At 72.7% G+C, this 18,845-nt stretch carries 20 protein-coding genes; 14 read left to right on the top strand and 6 right to left on the bottom strand.

Annotation, left to right across the window (positions count from 1 at the left end; genetic code table 11):
- Positions 1 to 49: 49 nt before the first annotated feature.
- From STTU_RS08630 to STTU_RS08600, 7 genes are all read left to right on the top strand, one after another.
- Positions 50 to 1,837: an ABC transporter substrate-binding protein gene (locus STTU_RS08630; RefSeq protein ID WP_007821842.1), complete on the top strand. Its 1,788-nt coding sequence runs from the start codon at positions 50 to 52 to the stop codon at positions 1,835 to 1,837.
- 122 nt (positions 1,838 to 1,959) lie between these two features.
- Positions 1,960 to 2,958 (top strand): ABC transporter permease, encoded by a 999-nt coding sequence (locus STTU_RS08625; RefSeq protein WP_007821840.1) that lies wholly within the window; start codon positions 1,960 to 1,962, stop codon positions 2,956 to 2,958.
- A complete protein-coding gene (locus STTU_RS08620) occupies positions 2,955 to 4,139 on the top strand; it encodes an ABC transporter ATP-binding protein (protein WP_043254590.1) in 1,185 nt (394 codons plus the stop codon). The genes STTU_RS08625 and STTU_RS08620 overlap by 4 nt, the downstream gene beginning before the upstream one ends.
- Positions 4,136 to 5,497, top strand: a complete 1,362-nt coding sequence (locus STTU_RS08615; protein ID WP_043254587.1) for an ABC transporter ATP-binding protein — start codon at positions 4,136 to 4,138, stop codon at positions 5,495 to 5,497. The genes STTU_RS08620 and STTU_RS08615 overlap by 4 nt, the downstream gene beginning before the upstream one ends.
- A 29-nt stretch (positions 5,498 to 5,526) precedes the next feature.
- The gene (locus tag STTU_RS08610; protein ID WP_009068804.1) at positions 5,527 to 6,189 is read left to right on the top strand and encodes a trimeric intracellular cation channel family protein; all 663 of its coding nucleotides are present in this window, start codon (positions 5,527 to 5,529) and stop codon (positions 6,187 to 6,189) included.
- Positions 6,190 to 6,266: 77 nt separating this feature from the next.
- A complete protein-coding gene (locus STTU_RS08605) occupies positions 6,267 to 7,124 on the top strand; it encodes a thioesterase family protein (RefSeq protein ID WP_007821833.1) in 858 nt (285 codons plus the stop codon).
- Positions 7,125 to 7,262: 138 nt separating this feature from the next.
- Entirely contained in the window at positions 7,263 to 8,156 is an 894-nt protein-coding gene (locus STTU_RS08600) for an SRPBCC domain-containing protein (RefSeq protein WP_007821832.1), read from the top strand.
- Between the two features lie 176 nt (positions 8,157 to 8,332).
- On the opposite strand, the gene STTU_RS08595 is transcribed toward STTU_RS08600, so the two are convergent.
- The gene (locus tag STTU_RS08595) at positions 8,333 to 8,998 is read right to left on the bottom strand and encodes a TetR family transcriptional regulator (RefSeq protein WP_007821830.1); all 666 of its coding nucleotides are present in this window, start codon (positions 8,996 to 8,998) and stop codon (positions 8,333 to 8,335) included.
- Positions 8,999 to 9,124: 126 nt separating this feature from the next.
- On the opposite strand from STTU_RS08595, the gene STTU_RS34885 reads away from it, so the two are divergent.
- The 3 genes from STTU_RS34885 to STTU_RS08580 all read left to right on the top strand — a co-directional run bounded on the left by STTU_RS34885 (position 9,125) and on the right by STTU_RS08580 (position 11,063).
- The gene (locus STTU_RS34885; RefSeq protein ID WP_007821828.1) at positions 9,125 to 9,289 is read left to right on the top strand and encodes a hypothetical protein; all 165 of its coding nucleotides are present in this window, start codon (positions 9,125 to 9,127) and stop codon (positions 9,287 to 9,289) included.
- Between the two features lie 188 nt (positions 9,290 to 9,477).
- On the top strand, positions 9,478 to 9,690 hold the full coding sequence (locus STTU_RS36175) for a hypothetical protein (RefSeq protein WP_050781489.1): 213 nt from the start codon (positions 9,478 to 9,480) through the stop codon (positions 9,688 to 9,690).
- A gap of 209 nt (positions 9,691 to 9,899) precedes the next feature.
- A complete protein-coding gene (locus STTU_RS08580; protein ID WP_007821824.1) occupies positions 9,900 to 11,063 on the top strand; it encodes a cysteine desulfurase family protein in 1,164 nt (387 codons plus the stop codon).
- A 226-nt stretch (positions 11,064 to 11,289) separates the two neighbouring features.
- Here STTU_RS08580 and STTU_RS08575 read toward each other — a convergent pair whose 3' ends face one another.
- The 4 genes from STTU_RS08575 to STTU_RS08560 form a co-directional block, all read right to left on the bottom strand.
- Positions 11,290 to 12,552 (bottom strand): hypothetical protein, encoded by a 1,263-nt coding sequence (locus STTU_RS08575; protein ID WP_007821822.1) that lies wholly within the window; start codon positions 12,550 to 12,552, stop codon positions 11,290 to 11,292.
- Between the two features lie 355 nt (positions 12,553 to 12,907).
- Complete coding sequence (locus STTU_RS08570) at positions 12,908 to 13,291, bottom strand: VOC family protein (protein ID WP_043254584.1); 384 nt, start codon at positions 13,289 to 13,291, stop codon at positions 12,908 to 12,910.
- On the bottom strand, positions 13,288 to 13,545 hold the full coding sequence (locus STTU_RS08565; protein ID WP_234019191.1) for a hypothetical protein: 258 nt from the start codon (positions 13,543 to 13,545) through the stop codon (positions 13,288 to 13,290). The genes STTU_RS08570 and STTU_RS08565 overlap by 4 nt, the downstream gene beginning before the upstream one ends.
- Positions 13,546 to 13,588: 43 nt before the next feature.
- Complete coding sequence (locus STTU_RS08560) at positions 13,589 to 14,299, bottom strand: N-acetylmuramoyl-L-alanine amidase (RefSeq protein WP_043254582.1); 711 nt, start codon at positions 14,297 to 14,299, stop codon at positions 13,589 to 13,591.
- 131 nt (positions 14,300 to 14,430) lie between these two features.
- Between STTU_RS08560 and mnmA the strand changes: the two genes are divergently transcribed.
- A complete protein-coding gene (gene mnmA, locus STTU_RS08555; protein WP_009068814.1) occupies positions 14,431 to 15,579 on the top strand; it encodes a tRNA 2-thiouridine(34) synthase MnmA in 1,149 nt (382 codons plus the stop codon).
- Positions 15,580 to 15,638: 59 nt separating this feature from the next.
- Here mnmA and STTU_RS08550 read toward each other — a convergent pair whose 3' ends face one another.
- Positions 15,639 to 15,965, bottom strand: coding sequence for a DUF427 domain-containing protein (locus STTU_RS08550; protein ID WP_007821812.1), 327 nt, complete (start codon positions 15,963 to 15,965; stop codon positions 15,639 to 15,641).
- 143 nt (positions 15,966 to 16,108) lie between these two features.
- On the opposite strand from STTU_RS08550, the gene STTU_RS08545 reads away from it, so the two are divergent.
- The 3 genes from STTU_RS08545 (at position 16,109) to STTU_RS08535 (ending at position 18,799) form a co-directional block, all read left to right on the top strand.
- Complete coding sequence (locus STTU_RS08545) at positions 16,109 to 16,651, top strand: TIGR00730 family Rossman fold protein (protein WP_009068816.1); 543 nt, start codon at positions 16,109 to 16,111, stop codon at positions 16,649 to 16,651.
- A 182-nt stretch (positions 16,652 to 16,833) separates the two neighbouring features.
- On the top strand, positions 16,834 to 17,523 hold the full coding sequence (locus STTU_RS08540) for an SDR family oxidoreductase (protein ID WP_043254579.1): 690 nt from the start codon (positions 16,834 to 16,836) through the stop codon (positions 17,521 to 17,523).
- Between the two features lie 268 nt (positions 17,524 to 17,791).
- Positions 17,792 to 18,799, top strand: coding sequence for a methionine synthase (locus tag STTU_RS08535; protein WP_043257218.1), 1,008 nt, complete (start codon positions 17,792 to 17,794; stop codon positions 18,797 to 18,799).
- Positions 18,800 to 18,845: the final 46 nt, after the last annotated feature.

The raw sequence follows: 18,845 nt of genomic DNA, 5'->3' as shown, positions 1-18,845 counted from the left end.
GACGGCTCCCGCGACCGCGGGACGTCAACGACACGGAGGAACCCAGATCGTGAAGACCCACTCGACCGGGCGGCGCAAGCAGGCCCTCGCGGCGACCGCGGCGATCGCGGCACTGCTGTCCGTCGCCGCCTGCGGCGGAGGCGACTCCGACGACGGCAACGGCAGCGGTGGCAACGGCGGTGCCAAGGCGGCCGGCTTCGACGCGGCCAACAACAAGGTCGCCAACGCGTCCACCAAGAAGGGCGGCACCCTCAAGTTCGCGTCCGTGCAGGACGCCGACTCCTGGGACACCACGCGTGGTTACTACGGCATGGCGTGGAACTTCATGCGCTACTACAGCCGTCAGCTCGTGACGAACGCGGCCGAGCCCGGCGCCAAGGGTGCCGGAGTGGTCCCCGACCTCGCCAAGGACAAGGCCGAGATCTCCTCGGACGGCAAGACCTACACGTACCACCTGCGCGAGGGTGTCACGTGGGAGGACGGCAAGCCGATCACCTCGCAGGACGTCAAGTACGGCATCGAGCGCCAGTGGGCGCAGGACGTCCTCTCCGGCGGCCCCGTCTACATCAAGAACGTCCTCGACCCGGACGGCAAGTACAAGGGCCCGTACAAGGACACGTCCAAGGAGGGCCTGAAGGTCATCCAGACGCCGGACGACCAGACCATCGTCTTCAAGCTCCCGAAGCGGAACTCCGACTTCGAGGAAATGCTCGCGATGACGTCGTCCTCGCCGGTGCGCAAGGACAAGGACACCAAGTCCAAGTACGGTCTGCACCCCTTCTCCTCGGGCCCGTACAAGTTCCAGTCGTACAAGCCCGCCAAGTCGCTGACCCTCGTGCGCAACACCGAGTGGAAGCAGGCTTCGGACCCGGTCCGCAAGGCGCTCCCGGACAAGATCACGATCACGTTCTTCACCAACGCGGACGACATGGACAACCGTCTGCTCAACGGTGAGTTCGACCTCGACCTGAACCAGACGGGTCTCTCCCCGCAGGGCCGCACCAAGGCCCTCAGGGAGCACAAGGGCAACATCGACAACCCCGTCTCGGGCTACATCCGCTACGCGGTCTTCCCGCAGAGCGTGAAGCCCTTCGACAACATCCACTGCCGCAAGGCGGTCCTCTACGGCGCCGACCACAAGTCGCTCCAGACGGCGCGTGGCGGCCCGCAGGCCGGTGGCGACATCGGTACCAACATGCTGCCGCCGTCGGTGCCCGGCTCCGAGGGCCAGAAGTACGACCCGTACGGCATGGCCGCCAACGACGGCGCGCCGAACACCGCCAAGGCCAAGGAAGAGCTGAAGGCCTGCGGCAAGCCGAGCGGCTTCAAGACCACCATCGCGGTGCGCAACAACAAGCCGGTCGAGGTCGCCACCGCCACCTCGCTCCAGGCCTCGCTGAAGAAGATCGGCATCCAGGCCGACATCGACCAGTACGACGGCGCGCAGACCGCGGGGATCATCGGTAACCCGAAGGTCGTCAAGTCGAAGAACTACGGCATCATCATCATGGGTTGGGGCCCCGACTTCCCGTCGGTCCAGGGCTACGGCCAGCCGCTGTGGGACTCGCGCTTCACGCTGGACAACGGCAACAACAACTACGCCCTGATCGACGACAAGGCGATCAACGGCGACTTCGACAAGTTCAACAACGAGCTGGACAAGACGAAGAAGGAGCAGCTCGCCACCGACATCAACCACAAGGTGATGGAGGGCGGCTACTACCTCCCGTTCGTCTTCGAGAAGTTCATCAACTTCCGCTCCTCGCGGCTGACCAACGTCTACAGCACGAACGGCTACTCGGGCATGTACGACTTCGTCAACCTGGGCGTCAAGTAACACCACGACCGTCGGCACACCCGCCGTACTGCACGAAAGGCAGGTGAAGGCCACGACGGCGTGATCGCGGGCCACCGGGACGACCTCCCGGTGGCCCGCGGACCGCGGCCGGGCCGGAAGCAGTGCTCGCATACCTCATCAGGCGGCTGTTCGCCGTCGTCGTGATGCTGGTGGTCATCATGTTGGTGGTCTTCGGCATCTTCTTCCTCATACCGAAGTGGACCGGAGTCGACCCCGCGACGATGTACGTGGGCAAGCAGTCCGACCAGGCGGCGCTCGACGCCGTCCGGGAGAAGCTGCAACTCGACCAGCCGATCTTCGTCCAGATCTGGGACTTCTTCAAAGGCATCGTCGCCGGCCGCACCTACTCCGGTGGCGGCGAGGTGACGCACTGCGCGGCCCCGTGCTTCGGCTACTCCTTCCGCAGCGAGCAGGCCATCTGGCCGCAGCTCACCGACCGGCTCCCCGTCACGGTCTCCCTCGCCGTCGGCGCGGCCGTGCTGTGGGTCGTCTTCGGCGTCGCCGCCGGTGTCCTCTCCGCGCTCAAGCGCGGCTCGGTCTGGGACCGCGGCGCGATGCTCGTCGCCCTCTCCGGCGTCTCGCTGCCCATCTACTTCACCGGCATGCTCGCCGCCGCGATCTTCCACTTCGGCCTCGGCTGGTTCGATCCCAAGTACGTGCCCATCGAGGAGAGCGTCACGGGCTGGGCCAGCGGGCTGATCCTGCCCTGGGTCACCCTCGCCTTCCTCTATGCGGCGATGTACGCCCGCATCACCCGGGCCACGATGCTCGACGTGCTCGGCGAGGACTACATCCGCACCGCCCGCGCGAAGGGCCTCACGGAGACCAAGGTCATCGGCAAGCACGCGATGCGCTCCACGATGACCCCGATCCTCACCATGCTCGGCATGGACCTCGGCGCCATGATCGGTGGCGCGATCCTCACCGAGACCACCTACAGCCTCCCCGGGCTCGGCCAGGCCGTGCTCAAGGCGATCAACGAGCGCGACCTCCCGGTCATCACCGGCGTCGTCCTCATCACCTCGCTCGCCGTCATCCTCGCCAACCTCCTGGTGGATCTCCTGTACGCCGCGATCGACCCCCGAGTGAGGCTCGCATGACGACCCAGCCCGCCGGCACCACGGACAACGAGCCCGCGAAGACCGGCAGCACGACAACCGACGTCACCAATCCCGACGCGACGAAGGCGAACACCGCCAAGGCCGGCACCGGCGAGGTCACCGCCGCGCGGAGCGGCACCGCACCCCGCGCCTTCCTCGAAGTCCGGGACCTGCGCGTCCAGTTCCCCACCGACGACGGCCTCGTCAAGTCCGTCGACGGTCTCAGCTTCACGCTGGAGAAGGGCAAGACGCTCGGCATCGTCGGCGAGTCCGGCTCCGGCAAGTCCGTCACCTCGCTCGGCATCATGGGCCTGCACACCACCGGCCAGTACGGCAAGCGCAAGCCCCGTATCTCCGGCGAGATCTGGCTCGACGGCGAGGAACTGCTCACCGCGGACCCCGACCGGGTCCGGGCGCTGCGCGGCCGCGACATGGCGATGATCTTCCAGGACCCGCTGTCCTCGCTGCACCCGTACTACACGGTCGGCAAGCAGATCGTCGAGGCGTACCGCATCCACCACGACGTGGACAAGAAGACCGCGCGCAAGCGGGCCGTCGAGATGCTCGACCGCGTCGGCATCCCGCAGCCCGACAAGCGCGTCGACTCCTACGCGCACGAGTTCTCCGGCGGCATGCGCCAGCGCGTCATGATCGCCATGGCGCTCGTCAACAACCCCGAACTCCTCATCGCCGACGAGCCGACCACCGCGCTCGACGTGACGGTCCAGGCACAGATCCTCGACCTTATCCGCGACCTCCAGAAGGAGTTCGGCTCCGCCGTCATCATCATCACGCACGACCTCGGCGTCGTCGCCGAACTCTCCGACGACATCCTGGTCATGTACGGCGGGCGCTGCGTCGAGCGCGGTCCCGTGGACGAGGTCTTCTACGCGCCCCGCCACCCCTACACGTGGGGCCTGCTCGGCTCGATGCCGCGCATCGACCGCGAGGAGACCGAGCGGCTCATCCCCGTGAAGGGCTCCCCGCCCTCGCTCATCAACATCCCCGACGGCTGCGCCTTCAACCCGCGCTGCCCGTACGCGGACCTCCCCAAGGACAACCTGACCCGCACCGTACGGCCCGAGCTGGCCCAGGTCGGCGACGCCCACTGGGCCGCCTGCCACCTCAGCAAGGAGCAGCGCGAGCGGATCTGGACCGAAGAGATTGCGCCGAAGCTGTGAGCGACGACCCCAAGGACGCGGCGATCCCCGCGCAGAGCACCGCACCCAGCGCACCCGCAGCCCAGGAGACCCCGGCCGCTCCGGAGACCCCGGTCGCCCACGGGGACACCCTGCTGCGCGTCGAGGGCCTCCAGAAGCACTTCCCCATCCGCAAGGGCCTCTTCAAGCGGCAGGTCGGCGCCGTCCAGGCCGTCGACGGCCTCTCCTTCGAGGTGCGCGCGGGCGAGACGCTCGGCGTCGTCGGCGAGTCCGGCTGCGGCAAGTCCACGATGGGCCGGCTCATCACGCGGCTGCTCGAACCCACGGGCGGCAGCGTCGAGTTCGAGGGCAGGGACATCACGCACCTGTCGACCGGCGCCATGCGCAAGATGCGCCGCGACGTGCAGATGATCTTCCAGGACCCGTACTCCTCGCTCAATCCGCGGCACACGATCGGCACGATCGTCGGCGCCCCGTTCCGGCTCCAGGGCGTTAAGCCCGAGGGCGGGGTCAAGGCCGAGGTGCAGGCCCTCCTCGAACGCGTCGGGCTCAACCCCGAGCACTACAACCGCTACCCGCACGAGTTCTCCGGCGGCCAGCGTCAGCGCATCGGCATCGCCCGCGCGCTCGCGCTCAAGCCGAAGCTCGTCGTCGCGGACGAGCCGGTCTCCGCGCTCGACGTCTCGATCCAGGCACAGGTCGTCAACCTCCTCGACGACCTCCAGGACGAGCTGGGCCTCACGTACGTGATAATCGCCCACGACCTCTCCGTCATCCGGCACGTCTCGGACCGGATCGCGGTCATGTACCTCGGCAAGATCGTGGAGCTGGCCGACCGCAAGACGCTCTACGCGACCCCCGGCCACCCGTACACCTCGGCGCTCCTGTCCGCGGTCCCCGTCCCCGACCCGCGCCGCAAGGGGCACGGCAACCGGCGGCTCCTGCACGGCGACGTGCCCTCGCCGATCGCCCCGCCCTCCGGCTGCCGCTTCCACACCCGCTGCTGGAAGGCCACCGCCTCCTGCGCGACCATCGAGCCCCCGCTCATCCAGCTCGGTACGGGCCAGAAGGTCGCCTGCCACCACCCCGAGCACGGCCCCGACCAGCTCCCCGGCGACGCGCCGCTGGTCGAGCCGGGCGGAACGGTGACGCTGAGCGAGACGAAGGCGGAGGCCGCTCCGGTGGCGGAGCCGGAGGCCGCTCCGGAGGCGCGGACGAGGACCACCACGGAGGCGAAGCCGGAGGCCGCCGCCACCGCGCCGGAGCCGGTGGACAAGGCCGACAGCGCGCCCGCACCCGACACCGCCCCCGACACCGCCCCCGACGCCGCCGCTCGTGACGAGGCGGCTCGTGACGAGGCCGGTCCGGAAGGGAAGTGAGCCGTGGACCACCCGGCACAATGTCCCGGGTGGTCCATGAACTCTTCTCGCCGGGCGTGCAGCACGTCCTCGACCTCGTCGGCATCTTCGTCTTCGCCATCTCGGGGGCGCTGCTCGCGGTCCGCAAGAACTTCGACGTCTTCGGCATCGTCGTCCTCGCGGAGGTGACCGCGATCGGCGGCGGGGTGCTGCGCGATCTCGTGATCGGCGCGGTCCCGCCCGCCGCCTTCCAGGACCTCGGCTACTTCGGGATGCCGCTCCTCGCCTCGCTCCTGGTCTTCTTCCTCCACCCGCACGTGGAGCGGATCAACTGGGGCATCGCGCTCTTCGACGCGGCCGGGCTCGGTCTCTTCTGCGCGACGGGCACGATCAAGGCGTACAGCTACGGGCTCGGCTACGTCTCCTCCGCCGTGCTCGGCCTCGCGACGGCGGTCGGCGGCGGCCTCATGCGCGACATCCTCGCCAACGACGTGCCCTCGCTGCTGCGCTGGGACCGCTCGCTCTACGCCGTACCGGCGATGGCGGGGGCGGCGATCACGGCGCTGTGCATCCGTTTCGACGTGCTCAACGCCGTCTCCACGGCGGGCGCGATCCTCACGGCCTTCGTCGTCCGCATGCTGGCGCTGCGCTACGACTGGCGCGCGCCCCGCGCCTGGAACCGGCGCAGCGCCGCCGTGGAGGTCGAGGAGTGAGCGCGCGTGAGCGGCGCCACCCTCCCCCGTACCACAGAAAGCTACCGCTCAGTAGCCCCCTGGCGTAGGCTCTGACCATGGCACAGGCAATCGCCCCGGCGAGCATCGGGAACAGCGAGTTCGACCGCGACACGGCCGTGAGCCGACGCGGTCCCGGCGTCTTCGACGCCACCCTCTCCGAGGGCTGGACCATCTTCGACGCCGTCAACGGCGGTTACCTCCTGGCTCTCGTCGCTCGCGCGCTCGGTGAAGAACTCCCGCACGGCGACCCCTTCTCGATCACGGCGCACTACCTCACCGCCTCGCGCCCCGGCCCCGCCGAGATCCGCACCGAGACGATCCGCGCCGGGCGCACCCTCTCCACCGGACAGGCCACGCTCGTGCAGTACGACGCGCAGGGCGCCCCCGTCGAGCGGCTGCGCGTCCTCGCCTCGTACGGGGACCTCGACGCCCTCGACCCGGAGGTGCGCACCAGCGCGAAGCCGCCCGTGCTGCCGCCCGTCGAGCAGTGCCTCGGAGCCTCGGACGCCCCGGACGGCAAGGTCGTCCCCGGCTCGAACGCCATCACCGAGCGGCTGCTGCTCAAGCTCGACCCCGCCACGATCGGCTGGGCGGTCGGACAGCCCTCGGGCAAGGGCGAGACGCGCGCCTGGTTCGGCCTCGCCGACGGCCGCGACCCGGACCCGCTCTCGCTCCTGCTCGCCGTGGACGCGCTGCCGCCCACCGCGTTCGACCTCGGCCTCATGGGCTGGATGCCCACCGTGGAACTCACCGTCCACGTCCGCGACCGCCCCGCCCCGGGCCCCCTCCGCGTCGCCGTAGCGACGCGCAACCTGGCCCACGGCTTCCTGGAGGAGGATGCGGAGGTCTGGGACAGCGCCGACCGCCTCGTCGCCCAGTCCCGCCAGCTCGCCCGGGTCGTCCAGCCGGGCTGAGGCTCCCGCCGTACGCGACGGGGCGGCCCCGTCCCCGTACGGACGGACCCCCCGCGCGCCCCGCCCCGCGCTCTCGTAGCGTTGCCGCGAGCGGCCGGAAACGGTCGTTCGCAGACGCCACCGGCCCCGGGAGCCCGTATGCAGCCGCGTGCCGACACCCTCACGCGCGACGAACACGGCAGGTCGGTCCTGAACCTGCGCCGCCGCCTCCCGCACCCCGCGCGCCGCGTCTGGGCCGCCCTCACCGAGGCCGCCCTCACCGCCCGCTGGATGCCCGCCGAGGTCGACCTCAGCCCCCGCGCGGCGAGCCCGGTCCGCTTCCGCCTCCCCGGGACCGCGCCCGACGGCGGCGAGGTGCTGCGCGCCGTACCGCCGTGGTCCCTGGGCTACACGTGGGGCGCGCACGAACTGCACTGGACGCTGCGCCCCGACCGCGCCGCCGGGGCCGCCGACGCGGACACCGCGCCCTGCGTCCTCGGCCTGCGCCACGTCTTCGACGACCACCGGGGCGCGGCGAGCTACGCGGCGGGCTGGCACACGTGCCTCACGGCGCTCGCGCAGGTGCTCGACGGCGAGGAGCCGGACCACGCGGGCGACGCGGACGGCGCGCTCCACGAGGCGTACATCGGCCTCCTCGGCCTCGCGGGCTCGACGGTCGACGAAGGCCCCGAGAGCCTCACGATCCGCCTGGAGCGCCAGCTCGTCCGCCCCGCCGACGAGGTCTGGTCCCTGCTCACGCGGGGCACGCCCCTTCGACGCGGCGAACGCGCGCCGGACGGGTTCGGCACGGTCGGCACCCCGGCGGGCGAGATCACCGAGCTGTGCGCGCCCCGCCTGCTCGAATACGCCTGGAGCCCGCTCGGCCGCACCCGCTGGGAACTCCTTCCGGGCACCGACCACGGCGCCCGCCTCCTCCTCAGCCACTCCTGCCCCCCGCTCCCCGAACCCGCCGTCGCCGCCGCGCAGGCCGCCTGGCACCAGCGCGTCGAGGAACTCGCGGCCCAGCTCCTGGACACGCCGGCGCCGGGCTGAGGGGCGCGGGGGTACGCCGCACGGCGCGGAGTGCCGCTCGCCCGCCGTGCCGCTCGCTTCGCGGGCTGCGGCGTCGGTCCCCTCGGTGACGACGAGGGGCGCGGGAGACGTCGCGCGTCGGGTGGGCGTGGGCGTGGACTTGGGCGAGGGGTCGGGGCTTCGGGGCGTGCGGGCGGTCAGGCGCCCTCGTCCTGCCAGTGGCGCCGTCCCAGCGCCACCACGCGCAGTTTCCGCCGCGCGCCCGTGAGCACCGCGCGCTCCGCCTCCGAGCCCGGCTCCGTCTCCAGGAGGGACGTCGCGGTGAGCAGGAGCAGGTCCACGTACAGCTCGGCGAGCATCTGGACGTCCCGGACGGTCCAGCCCCGCGACTCCGGCTGCGCGGCGAGCCCCGTCGCGACCTCGTACGAGAAGCCGCGCAGCTCCCGGTCCGTCGCCTCGCGCACGGCCCGTACGCCCCCGTGCCGCTCACGCGCGATGAAGCGCACGTGCGCCGGGTACGCGCGCACGTGCGTGGCGATGAGGGCGACCGCGTCGGCGATCCGGTCCTCGGCGCTCGCCCCGGCCGCGAGCAGTGCCCGCACGACCTGGTGGAGGCTGCCGAGGGCTTCGTCGACGAGGGCGACGCCGAGGGCGGGGATGTCGCGGAAGTGCCGGTAGAAGGCGGTCGGAGCGATCCCGGCCGCGCGCGTCACCTCGCGCAGCCCGAGGCCGCTGAGGCTCTGCTCGGCGAGGAGGCCGAGCGCGGCGTCCAGGAGGGCTCTGCGCGTGCGTTCCTTGCGCACGGCCCTGCTGTTCGACGCGGCTGCCTCGCCGACGGGTGCGGGGGCGTCGGTGTGATCCATGCCATCCAGTCAACAACTGTTCGCCGAAATTCCCAAGCGCCCGGATGTGTAGACTGGGCAGTCAGTGAACAGTTGTACTCACAACTGTTCACCGGATTTCGTCCGTCGGCCCTCAAGGAGGTTCGGATGCTCGTCCTCGTCGCGGCCCTGCTCCTGCTCGGCGTCGTCCTCGGCGCCGTCGCCCACGTCCCGGTCGCCGTCTCGCTCGTCGCGGGCGCCGCGATCGGCGCCTGGCTCGTGGTCTTCGCGGTACGCGAACGCCGCCGCACCCACGGGGCGGCACACCGCTGAGCCCCCGCGCCCGCCGAGCCCGCGCACGCCGAGCCACCACCTGGAGGTACCTCATGAAGACCCTCGATCAGGAACGCCGAACCCACCACCCCGTGCACCTCGTCCGCCTCGCACGCGTCGTGCGCCCCACCTCCACCGAGCCCGCCACGTCCGCCGCGCCCTCCGCGTCCCGGCGTGACGCCGACGCCATGGCCGTCGCCGCCTTCGTGCTCGGGCTCCTCGGCCTGCTTGTGCTCAACGTCGTCCTCGGTCCCGTCGCCCTCGTCCTCGCGGGCCTCGCGCTGTGGCGGGGGACCGCGCGGCGCGGGCGCGCGCTCCTCGGTCTCGGCCTCGGCATCGCCGACCTCGTCGTCTTCTTTGCCCTCGCGGCGGCGGACTCGACGCTCTCGTGGAGCATGTGAGCGGCGGACGGCGAGCGGTGAGCGGCGGACGGCGGACCGGGGCGCGAGCCGTGTGAGCTGCGGGTGGTTCGCCGGGACGCGGCCGGTGTGAGTGGCGGGCCGCGCGCCGGGGCGGACCGCGCCGCGGGGCAGCCGCCGGGCCGGTGTGAGCGGCGGCGCATCGGGGGCGGCCCGAGACGCCCCGTACGGCTCGTAGAATCGGAGCCACCATGGCCTACCTCGACCACGCAGCGACGACCCCCATGCTCCCCGAGGCCGTCGAGGCGCTGAACGCCCAGCTCACCGCCGTCGGCAACGCCTCCTCGCTGCACGCCTCGGGCCGCCGCGCCCGCCGCGTCGTCGAGGAGTCCCGCGAGACGCTCGCCGACGCGCTCGGCGCCCGTCCCAGCGAGGTCGTCTTCACAGCGGGCGGCACCGAGGCCGACAACCTCGCCGTCAAGGGCCTCTACTGGTCCCGCCGCGCCGAGGACCCGCGCCGCGACCGCGTCCTCGCCAGCCCCGTCGAGCACCACGCGGTGCTCGACGCCGTCGACTGGCTCGGCAGCCACGAGGGCGCCCGCGTCGAGTACCTGCCGGTCGACGCGTACGGGCGCGTCGCACCCGAGACGCTGCGCGAGGCGATCGCGCGCGCACCCGAGTCGGTCGCGCTCGCCACGGTCATGTGGGCCAACAACGAGATCGGCACCCTCCAGCCGGTGGCCGAACTCGCCGCCGTCGCCGCCGAGTACGGCGTCCCGCTGCACGCCGACGCCGTCCAGGCGTTCGGCCAGGTCCCCCTCGACTTCGCCGCCTCCGGCCTCGCCGCCGCGACGGTGAGCGGCCACAAGATCGGCGGCCCCTACGGCATCGGCGCGCTCCTCCTGAGCCGCGCCCTGACCCCCGTACCCGTGCTGCACGGCGGCGGCCAGGAGCGGCACGTGCGCTCCGGGACGCTCGACGTGCCCGCGATCGCCTCCTTCGCCGTCGCGGGCCGGCTCGCCGCCGCGCGCCAGGAGGAGTTCGCCCGCGAGGTCGGCGCGCTGCGCGACCGGCTCGTGAAGGAGGTACGGGACGCCGTGCCCGACGCGGTCCTCGGCGGCGACCCGGTCCACCGGCTCCCCGCCAACGCGCACTTCTCCTTCCCCGGCTGCGAGGGCGACTCGCTCCTCCTGCTCCTCGACGCACAGGGCATCGAGTGCTCGACGGGCTCCGCGTGCACCGCCGGTATCGCCCAGCCCAGCCACGTACTCCTCGCGACCGGCGTCGCCCCCGACCTCGCCCGCGGTACCCTCCGCTTCTCCCTCGGCCACACGAGCACCGAGGCCGACATCGACGCGGTCGCCGAGGCCATCGGCCCCGTGGTGACCCGCGCCAGGACGGCCGGGCTGAGCTGACGCCCCGGGGGAGCGCCGAGACGGCGGGGGAGCGGCGCACGGCAGAGGGCGCGCGGAGAACCCCGAGCGACCGACGACCGGCGACCTCCGCCGGTCCCGGGAGGGTACGGGGCTTCCGTCGTCTCCCGGGCGGGTCCGGGCGGCTTGCCGGACGCACGGCGCGGGCCGGGAGGCGAGACCACCCGCCACCCGGCCCGCACGTGCCGTCCCGCCTGCCCTCCCAGCCTCAGTAGTACCTGCGGTCGTCGCGGTCGTAGGACCGATCGTCGTACCGGTCGTAGGACCTGCCGAAGAGGGGCTCACTGGGCTGGCTCAGCAGGTAGTCGTCCTCCGCGGGGGCGTCGTACCGGCTGCCGCGAGGCCGATCGTCCCAGTCGGAGACGCGCGCCCTGCTCTTGGCGCGTCGGCTGGGGCGGTCGTCCTCGTAGTCGAGTTCGACGGGGCGTGCCCTGCTTTTGTCGCGCCTGCTCGGGCGGTCGTCGTAGTCCAGTTCGACGGGGCGTGCCCTGCTCTTGCCGCGCCTGCTGGGGCGCTCGTCGTCGTAGTCCAGTTCGACGAGACGTGTCCGGCTCTTGTCGCGCCTGCTCGGGCCGGGCTCGTCGTAGTCGCGCGCCCTGCTCTTGCCCCGCCTGCCCCGGCGTTCCTCGTCGTCGACGAAGGGGCTCCGGCTCCGGCCACGGCCTCCTTCGTCCAGGTCGAGGTCGTAGCCGCGCTTGTAGGGCGTCCTGGCCAGCCTCTTGAGTGCCCTGCGCTGAGAGCTGCTCTTCTCGCGCGGCGCGTCGAAGAAGTCGGTCAGCTCCTCGCCGTCGGCCGGCCCGCGCGACCGCGTGGGGTACTCGTCGAACCGCGAGCCGCCGTACTCGTCACGCAGTACCTTCACCTTGTCCTGATAGGGAAGCTCCTCGCGATCCCGTAGCTCGCCACGCATGAGATCGAGCCGCGCCTGCTCGCCGGGACGAAGCGAACGGGCGTGGCGCCGTGTGCCGTCGCGGTCGTAGATCGGCGTACGCGGATTGGCCTTGAGCGCACGCCTGAAGCTGGCGTCCGCGGCCTTCCCCTGGCGCGTCCCGCTCATCGCGTGGAAGGACGGTTCCATACCGTATTCGAGCTGGTTGATCTCCAGGGACCCGTACGGGTTGTCGTCGAGGAGGTACTCCTCCTGCCGGTCGCGGTAGTCCCTGCTGTTCATGCCCGTGGAACCGCGCTGGCCGCTGCTGCCGGTGCCCCGGTGTTCGCGGTGGGCCGCCAGCGTCTCGTAGTACGCGAAGATCTCGCCCTCGTGCCGGGTGTTGCTCTTACGGGGCACCGGAGCATGGCGTGCCGTGGACGCGTACCCGTGCGCGTGCTCGACCTGGAAGTGATCGCCGCCCATGTCGGTGTCGAAGGCCTGCTCCAGGTACTTCCGCTCCTTGGCGCGCTTCCCGTACGTCCCCTCCGGGTACTCGTCGCCCCGGACGCGCTGAACGGGGGTGGTCGCGACGCGCTGCACGGCCGGGGCGTCCGACTGCCCGGACAGCGCCCGGACGACGGCGGCGTTGCCCGCTGCCCGCTGCAAGCCGAGGAGCGACGCGGACGCGCCCGGAACGTCTGGGGCGGACGGCCGCTCTTGCGCCTGCCGCGACGGCCGCCGCAGGGGCGTTCGCCCCGCTGGCTGTTGTTCTTCGTGTGCGTGCAAGGCGACGGGCTCCTCTGCGCCTTCGTAGGTGCGTCCTTCACCATGACCCCCTCGCCTCGCTCCGGGCCAGAGCTTCCGGGGCAGTCATCCCTGCCTGTCGGGGCAGCCCTCGTGAGTTCCCCGCCGGGCCCCGGCCCCTCACCCCCCAGCGGGTCATCCGCCCCGGACCTCAGCCGCGCTCGCGCACCAGGCAGAACACATGTCCCGCCGGGTCCGCGTAGACGCGCCAGCCCTTGATGCCGGGTGGGGTCGTCAAGCGGCGCGCGCCTGCGGTGAGGGCGAGGTGCTCCGCCGCGTCCAGGTCGGCCACGCCGAGGTCCAGGTGGCTTTGAAGCGCAACGGCCGGGTCGGGCCAGGTGGCGGCCCGGAAGCGGGGGTCGCGCTGGAAGGAGAGGACCGCGCCGCCCGGGAGGTGCAGCGTCGCGAAATCCTCGCCGAGCGCCCAGCGGGGATCGGGCCTGTCGACCTCGCCGCCGAGCAGCCGGGCGTAGAAGGCCGCGAGGTCGTGCGGCTCGGGGCAGTTGAGCACCTGGGTCTGCAGGGTGGCGATCATGCCGGGAGGCTATCCCGCGTCTTCGCGGGCGGAAGCGCCTTGTCCGGCTTCGGTCGCGCGGACCTGCCGGTCCACAGTTCGGCGCCCAGCAGCGCGCCCGCGCCCGCCGCCGCCCAGCCGAGCAGCGCGAGGAGCGGCGCGAGCGCACCGTGCCCGCCGAAGTACGCCTCGGCGCGCGTCAGGTCGAGGAAGCGCGCGAAAGGCAGCACCGTGTGCAGCGCCCGCCCGAAGCCGGGCAGCATGTCCCCGCTCACCGTGCCGCCCGAGGTCGGTACCCGTACCGCCTCCGCCCCGCCCTCAGACCCTCCGCGCCGCCGCCTTCGTCCCCTCCACCTCCGTACGGGCCTGCCGCACCATGCGCATGTACTTCTCCCACGGCCAGGACCGGCCAGGGTCGATGTGGTCCGCGCCGGGGACCTCGACGTGGCCGATGATGTGCTCGCGGTCCGGCGGGAAGCCGTACCGCGCGCATATCGACGCGGTCAGGCGCGCCGAGGCGCGCAGCATCGCGTCCGTGAAGTCCTGCGGGCGGTCGATCCAGCCCTCGTGCTCGATGCCGATGCTGCGCTCGTTGAAGCTCCTGTTGCCCGCGTGGAACGCGACGTCCAGCTCGCGGATCGTCTGCGCGAGGTGACCGTCGCGGCGCACCACGTAGTGCGCCGCCGCGCCGTGCGCCGGGTCCTTGAAGACCTTGAGCGCCACCGGATAGCTGCCCTGCACGACATGGATCACGACGCGGTCCACGCCGTAGTCCCCCGGCCGGTCCGCACGCCGCCAGTTCGCCTCCGAGGCCGCGACCCACTCCGCGCCCGGCTGGTCCACGGCCCCCTCGACGCGCGACCTCTCGACCCCCGGCGCCCGCCACCACAGGTGCCGCAGCTCGTCGCGCGCGAGCACCCCCGCGCCCACGGCCGCCGCCGCGCCGCCCACGAGCAGCGCGCGCCTGCCGAGCCGCCCGCCGCCGTCCGGCAGGCGGGGCCCGTGTCCGCGACCCGACGTACCCTCCATGCCGCTGTCAACGGTCGCGGACGGACCGGTGTTCCCGCGCGGGCGGCGGAACGACGCGCGGCGAGCCGGGGGCGCGGCCGGTGAAAACCCGGGGGAACCGCGCCCCGCACGGCACGTACTCTGGAAGGGCTATGACTGAGACTTCCCCGCGCCCCCTCAGGGTGCTCGCCGCGATGTCCGGCGGCGTCGACTCCGCCGTCGCCGCCGCCCGCGCCGCCGAGGCGGGGCACGACGTGACCGGAGTGCACCTCGCGCTCTCCGCCAACCCGCAGTCCTTCCGCACCGGCGCCCGCGGCTGCTGCACCATCGAGGACTCGCGCGACGCCCGCCGCGCCGCCGACGTCATCGGCATCCCCTTCTACGTCTGGGACCTCGCCGAACGCTTCCGCGAGGACGTCGTCGACGACTTCGTCGCGGAGTACGAGGCCGGACGGACCCCCAACCCCTGCCTGCGCTGCAACGAGAAGATCAAGTTCGCGGCCCTCCTCGACAAGGCCCTCGCCCTCGGCTTCGACGCCGTCTGCACCGGCCACTACGCGCGCGTCCTCACCCACCCCGACGGCAGCCGCGAGCTGCACCGCGCGAGCGACATGGCCAAGGACCAGTCGTACGTCCTCGGCGTCCTCGACGACCGCCAGCTCGCGCACGCCATGTTCCCGCTCGGCGACACCGAGACGACCAAGGACGAGATCCGCGCCGAGGCCGAACGGCGCGGCCTCGCCGTCGCCAAGAAGCCCGACAGCCACGACATCTGCTTCATCGCCGACGGCGACACCCAGGGCTTCCTCGCCTCCCGCCTCGGCACCGCCGAGGGCGACATCGTCGACGAGAGCGGCACACGCCTCGGCACGCACCAGGGTGCGTACGGGTTCACCATCGGCCAGCGCAAGGGCCTGCGCATCGGCCACCCGGCCGCCGACGGCAAGCCGCGCTACGTGCTCGACATCTCACCGGTCGACAACACGGTCACCGTGGGCCCGCGCGAGTCCCTCGACGTCGCCTCGCTCACCGCCGTACGCCCCCGCTGGTGCGGCACCGCGCCGCTCACCGCCGGTCGCTACACCGCGCAGCTCCGCGCGCACGGCGGCGAGTGCGAGGTGCGGGCGGAGCTGGCGGGCGACGAACTGCGCGTCGCGTTCGACGCGCCCGTACGGGGCGTGGCGCCCGGACAGGCCGTCGTGCTCTACGACGGGACCCGCGTCGTCGGCTCGGCGACGATCGCGACGACGCGGAAGCCGGAACCGGCGGGCGCGACGACCGGGGGCACGGCGCTCGCCTGAGCCGCGGCGGGGGCGGCTGCCGCGTGCCTCCCGGCGGCCGTGCTCCCCGCGTGGGTGGCTCAGTCGGCCAGTACCTCCGTCTCGTAGAAGCAGTAGTGCCCCTTGATGTCCGCGACCTGCGCCTTGGGCTCCTCGTAGGCCCAGACGAGGTCGGGGGCGTCGGGGAGCGACCAGTACGAGGCGTCGCCCTTGAAGGGGCAGTGCGTCGTCGTGTCCGAGGGGACGAGGAGCGCGGTGCGGACGTCCTCGGGCGGCAGGTAGTACCGCACCGGGCAGCCCGTCTCGCGCAGCACGAGCGGGCGGCGGCTCTCGGCGAGCAGCTCGCCGCCGTGCACGGCGCGCACGTGCTCCGTGCCCTGCTCGACCGTGATCGTGTGTCCTGCCATGGCGGAGTCCTTTCGCTGTGACGGCCGCCGGGCCCGGGGCGCGGGCGGCCCTTCCTCCGTTCAGCTTCCCCCGCGCGGCGTCTGTTCCCGGGACGCGCGGGGCCCGTACCGCACGGCGTGGCGCGGGCCGTACCGTGGCGCCCATGAACATCTGCGTCTTCCTGTCCGCCGCCGATCTCGACGAGCGCTACACCCGCCCCGCCCGCGCCTTCGCGGAACTCCTCGGCCGCCGCGGCCACACCCTCGTATGGGGCGGCTCCGACACCGGGCTCATGAAGGTCGTCGCGGACGGCGTCGCGGAGAGCGGCGGCGAACTGCTCGGCGTCTCGGTCGAGTTCCTCGCCCACAAGGCGCGCAAGGGCCTCGACACGATGCTCGTCACGAAGGACCTCGCCGAGCGCAAGGCGGAACTCCTCGGCCGCTCCGACGCGATCGTCGTCCTCGTCGGCGGCACCGGCACCCTCGACGAGGTCACCGAGGTCCTGGAGATGAAGAAGCACAGGATGCACAGCAAGCCCGTCGTCATCCTCAACACCGAGGGCTTCTACGACGGACTGCGCCGCCAGTTCGAGCGCATGCAGGCGGAAGGCTTCCTGCCCGTCCCCGTCAACGAACTCATGTACGTCACGGACGACCCCGAGACGGCGCTGGACTACCTTGAACGGGTGACGACGACGGCTGAGTGACCTCCGGCGGGGCGTACGGAGCGCTGACCGGCGGCCTGGTTGCGGGGGAACGGCCCGGGGGAGCGGGGGCGCGGGGAGCCGGTGGCCCTGCGGCGGACGGTGGGCGGGGCTCCGGTGGCGGCCGGGCGGCGGGTGGCCGGGTGGCCGGGTCGGTGGTGGCGGGCCGGTGCGATCATGGCCGTATGAGTACGTACGTGATCACCGGGGCCGGGTCCGGAATCGGGGCCGCCGTGGCCCGCCGCCTCCACGCGCGGGGCGACGACCTCGTCCTCCTCGCCCGCGACGCGGGCCGCGCGAAGGAACTCGCCGCCGCCCTCCCCGGCGCCCGGACCCTCGTCGGCGACCTCGCCGAGCCCGACCGCCTCTCCTGGGCCTTCTCGCACCAGACCCTGCCCGAGCGGGTCGACGCGCTCCTCCACGTCGCGGGCGTCGTCGACCTCGGCACCGTCGGCGAGCTGTCCCTCAAGTCCTGGCGGCAGCAGATCGACGTCAACCTCCTCGCCCCCGCCGAGCTGACCCGCCTCTTCCTGCCGCAACTGCGCACCGCGCGCGGCCAGGTCCTCTTCGTGAACTCCGGCGCCGGACTCTCCGCGAGCCCCCAGTGGGCCGCCTACGCCGCCTCGAAGCACGGCCTCAAGGCCCTCGCCGACTCCCTGCGTGCCGAGGAGAAGGAGAACGGCGTCCGCGTCACGACCGTCTACCCCGGCCGCACCGCCTCGTCCATGCAGGCGAAGGTCCACCAGCAGGAGGGCAAGGAGTACGACGCCACGGCCTGGATCGACCCGGAATCCGTCGCCACGACCATCCTCACGGCCCTGGACCTGCCGCGGGACGCGGTGGTGACGGACCTGATGGTCCGGCCCGGCGGCTGAACCCGTTCGCGCGGGCGGAAGCGGGGGCGGGTGTGCGTGCGCGTGCGGGGCCGCCTCCGCGGGACCGGTTCGCGTGGAGGCGTCCCGTGCGGAACCGTTCGCCGCGCGTCGGCCTGGCGGCGAACCGGTTCGCGAACCGGTTCGCGCGGAACGGTTGACCTTGCGGAACCGGTTCGCGCCGGGCCCGCACGTCGTGCGGCGCACCTCGCGCGGGGCGCCGCTCGTCCCCGTACACCCGCACCCCCCGGCCCCGCCTACGCTTACCCGCGTGACCGCACCAACGCCCTCCCTCACCTGGCCCTCCGCCACCGCGATCGGCTCACTCCCCGGCACCGACGCCCGCGAGGCCGCCCGCGCGGCGACCGGCTCCTTCGAGGACTTCCCGTACCTCGCCGAGCTGCCCGCGCGAGGCCCCGGCGCGGACATGATCGGCCGCACCATCGGCCTCCTCGCCGAGATCTGGGCCCACCTCGAACCGAGCGGCTGGCGCGTCAGCGACCGTCCGGGCCGCGACACCCGCCGCGCGCGATCCTGGCTCGGCGAGGACCTCGACGCGCTGGAGGAGTTCACCCAACGCCACGACGGCCTCGTCAAGGTGCAGGCCGTGGGCCCGTGGACGCTCGCCACCTCGCTGGAGCTGCGCGGCGGCGAGGCCGCCCTCTCCGACCCCGGCGCCGTCCGCGACCTCGCCGCCTCGCTCACCGAGGGCCTGCGCGCGCACCTCGCCGACGTCCGCCGCCGCGTCCCCGCCGCCACCGTCGTCCTCCAGCTCGACGAACCCTCGCTCACCGCCGTACTCACCGGCACCGTCCCCACCGCGAGCGGCTACCGCACCCACCGCGCCCCCGACCGCCAGCTCGTCGAGTCGACCCTGCGCGACGTCCTCGCCGTCACCGAGGGCCCGACCGTCGTCCACTCCTGCGCCCCGCACGTCCCCTTCGCCCTCCTGCGCAGGGCGGGCGCCGACGCCCTCTCCTTCGACTTCTCGCTGCTCACCGAACGTGACGACGAGGCGATCGGGGAGGCCGTCGAGGCCGGGACGCGACTCTTCACGGGTGTCGTGCCCGGCAGCGACACGGCATTGTCGGACCCTGCCGGTAGCGTCATGGGGGTCAGGTCGTTGTGGCGCAGGCTGGGGCTCTCACCGGCGATTCTGCCGCGTTCCGTGGTGGTCACGCCGAGCTGCGGGCTCGCGGGGGCCTCGCCCGCGTACGCCCGCGCCGCGATGGCGCACTGCGTCCGCGCCGCACGCTCGCTCGCGGACCACCCGGAGTGACGACCGGGGCGACGGGACCGAAGTGACCACGGGCACGCACGGGGAT

Source organism: Streptomyces sp. Tu6071, assembly GCF_000213055.1.
Classification (GTDB): Bacteria; Actinomycetota; Actinomycetes; order Streptomycetales; family Streptomycetaceae; genus Streptomyces; species Streptomyces evansiae.
The sequence above is the reverse complement of the archived record's forward strand: the minus strand, read 5'-3'. Positions and strand labels throughout refer to the sequence as shown.

Coding starts and splice junctions, on each gene's coding strand:
- STTU_RS08620 (WP_043254590.1), top strand. CDS start 2,955: ATGACGACCCAGCCCGCCGGCACCACGGACAACGAGCCCGCGAAGACC.
- STTU_RS08605 (WP_007821833.1), top strand. CDS start 6,267: ATGGCACAGGCAATCGCCCCGGCGAGCATCGGGAACAGCGAGTTCGAC.
- STTU_RS08600 (WP_007821832.1), top strand. CDS start 7,263: ATGCAGCCGCGTGCCGACACCCTCACGCGCGACGAACACGGCAGGTCG.
- STTU_RS08595 (WP_007821830.1), bottom strand. CDS start 8,998: ATGGATCACACCGACGCCCCCGCACCCGTCGGCGAGGCAGCCGCGTCG.
- STTU_RS34885 (WP_007821828.1), top strand. CDS start 9,125: ATGCTCGTCCTCGTCGCGGCCCTGCTCCTGCTCGGCGTCGTCCTCGGC.
- STTU_RS36175 (WP_050781489.1), top strand. CDS start 9,478: ATGGCCGTCGCCGCCTTCGTGCTCGGGCTCCTCGGCCTGCTTGTGCTC.
- STTU_RS08580 (WP_007821824.1), top strand. CDS start 9,900: ATGGCCTACCTCGACCACGCAGCGACGACCCCCATGCTCCCCGAGGCC.
- STTU_RS08570 (WP_043254584.1), bottom strand. CDS start 13,291: ATGATCGCCACCCTGCAGACCCAGGTGCTCAACTGCCCCGAGCCGCAC.
- STTU_RS08560 (WP_043254582.1), bottom strand. CDS start 14,299: ATGGAGGGTACGTCGGGTCGCGGACACGGGCCCCGCCTGCCGGACGGC.
- mnmA (WP_009068814.1), top strand. CDS start 14,431: ATGACTGAGACTTCCCCGCGCCCCCTCAGGGTGCTCGCCGCGATGTCC.
- STTU_RS08550 (WP_007821812.1), bottom strand. CDS start 15,965: ATGGCAGGACACACGATCACGGTCGAGCAGGGCACGGAGCACGTGCGC.
- STTU_RS08545 (WP_009068816.1), top strand. CDS start 16,109: ATGAACATCTGCGTCTTCCTGTCCGCCGCCGATCTCGACGAGCGCTAC.
- STTU_RS08540 (WP_043254579.1), top strand. CDS start 16,834: ATGAGTACGTACGTGATCACCGGGGCCGGGTCCGGAATCGGGGCCGCC.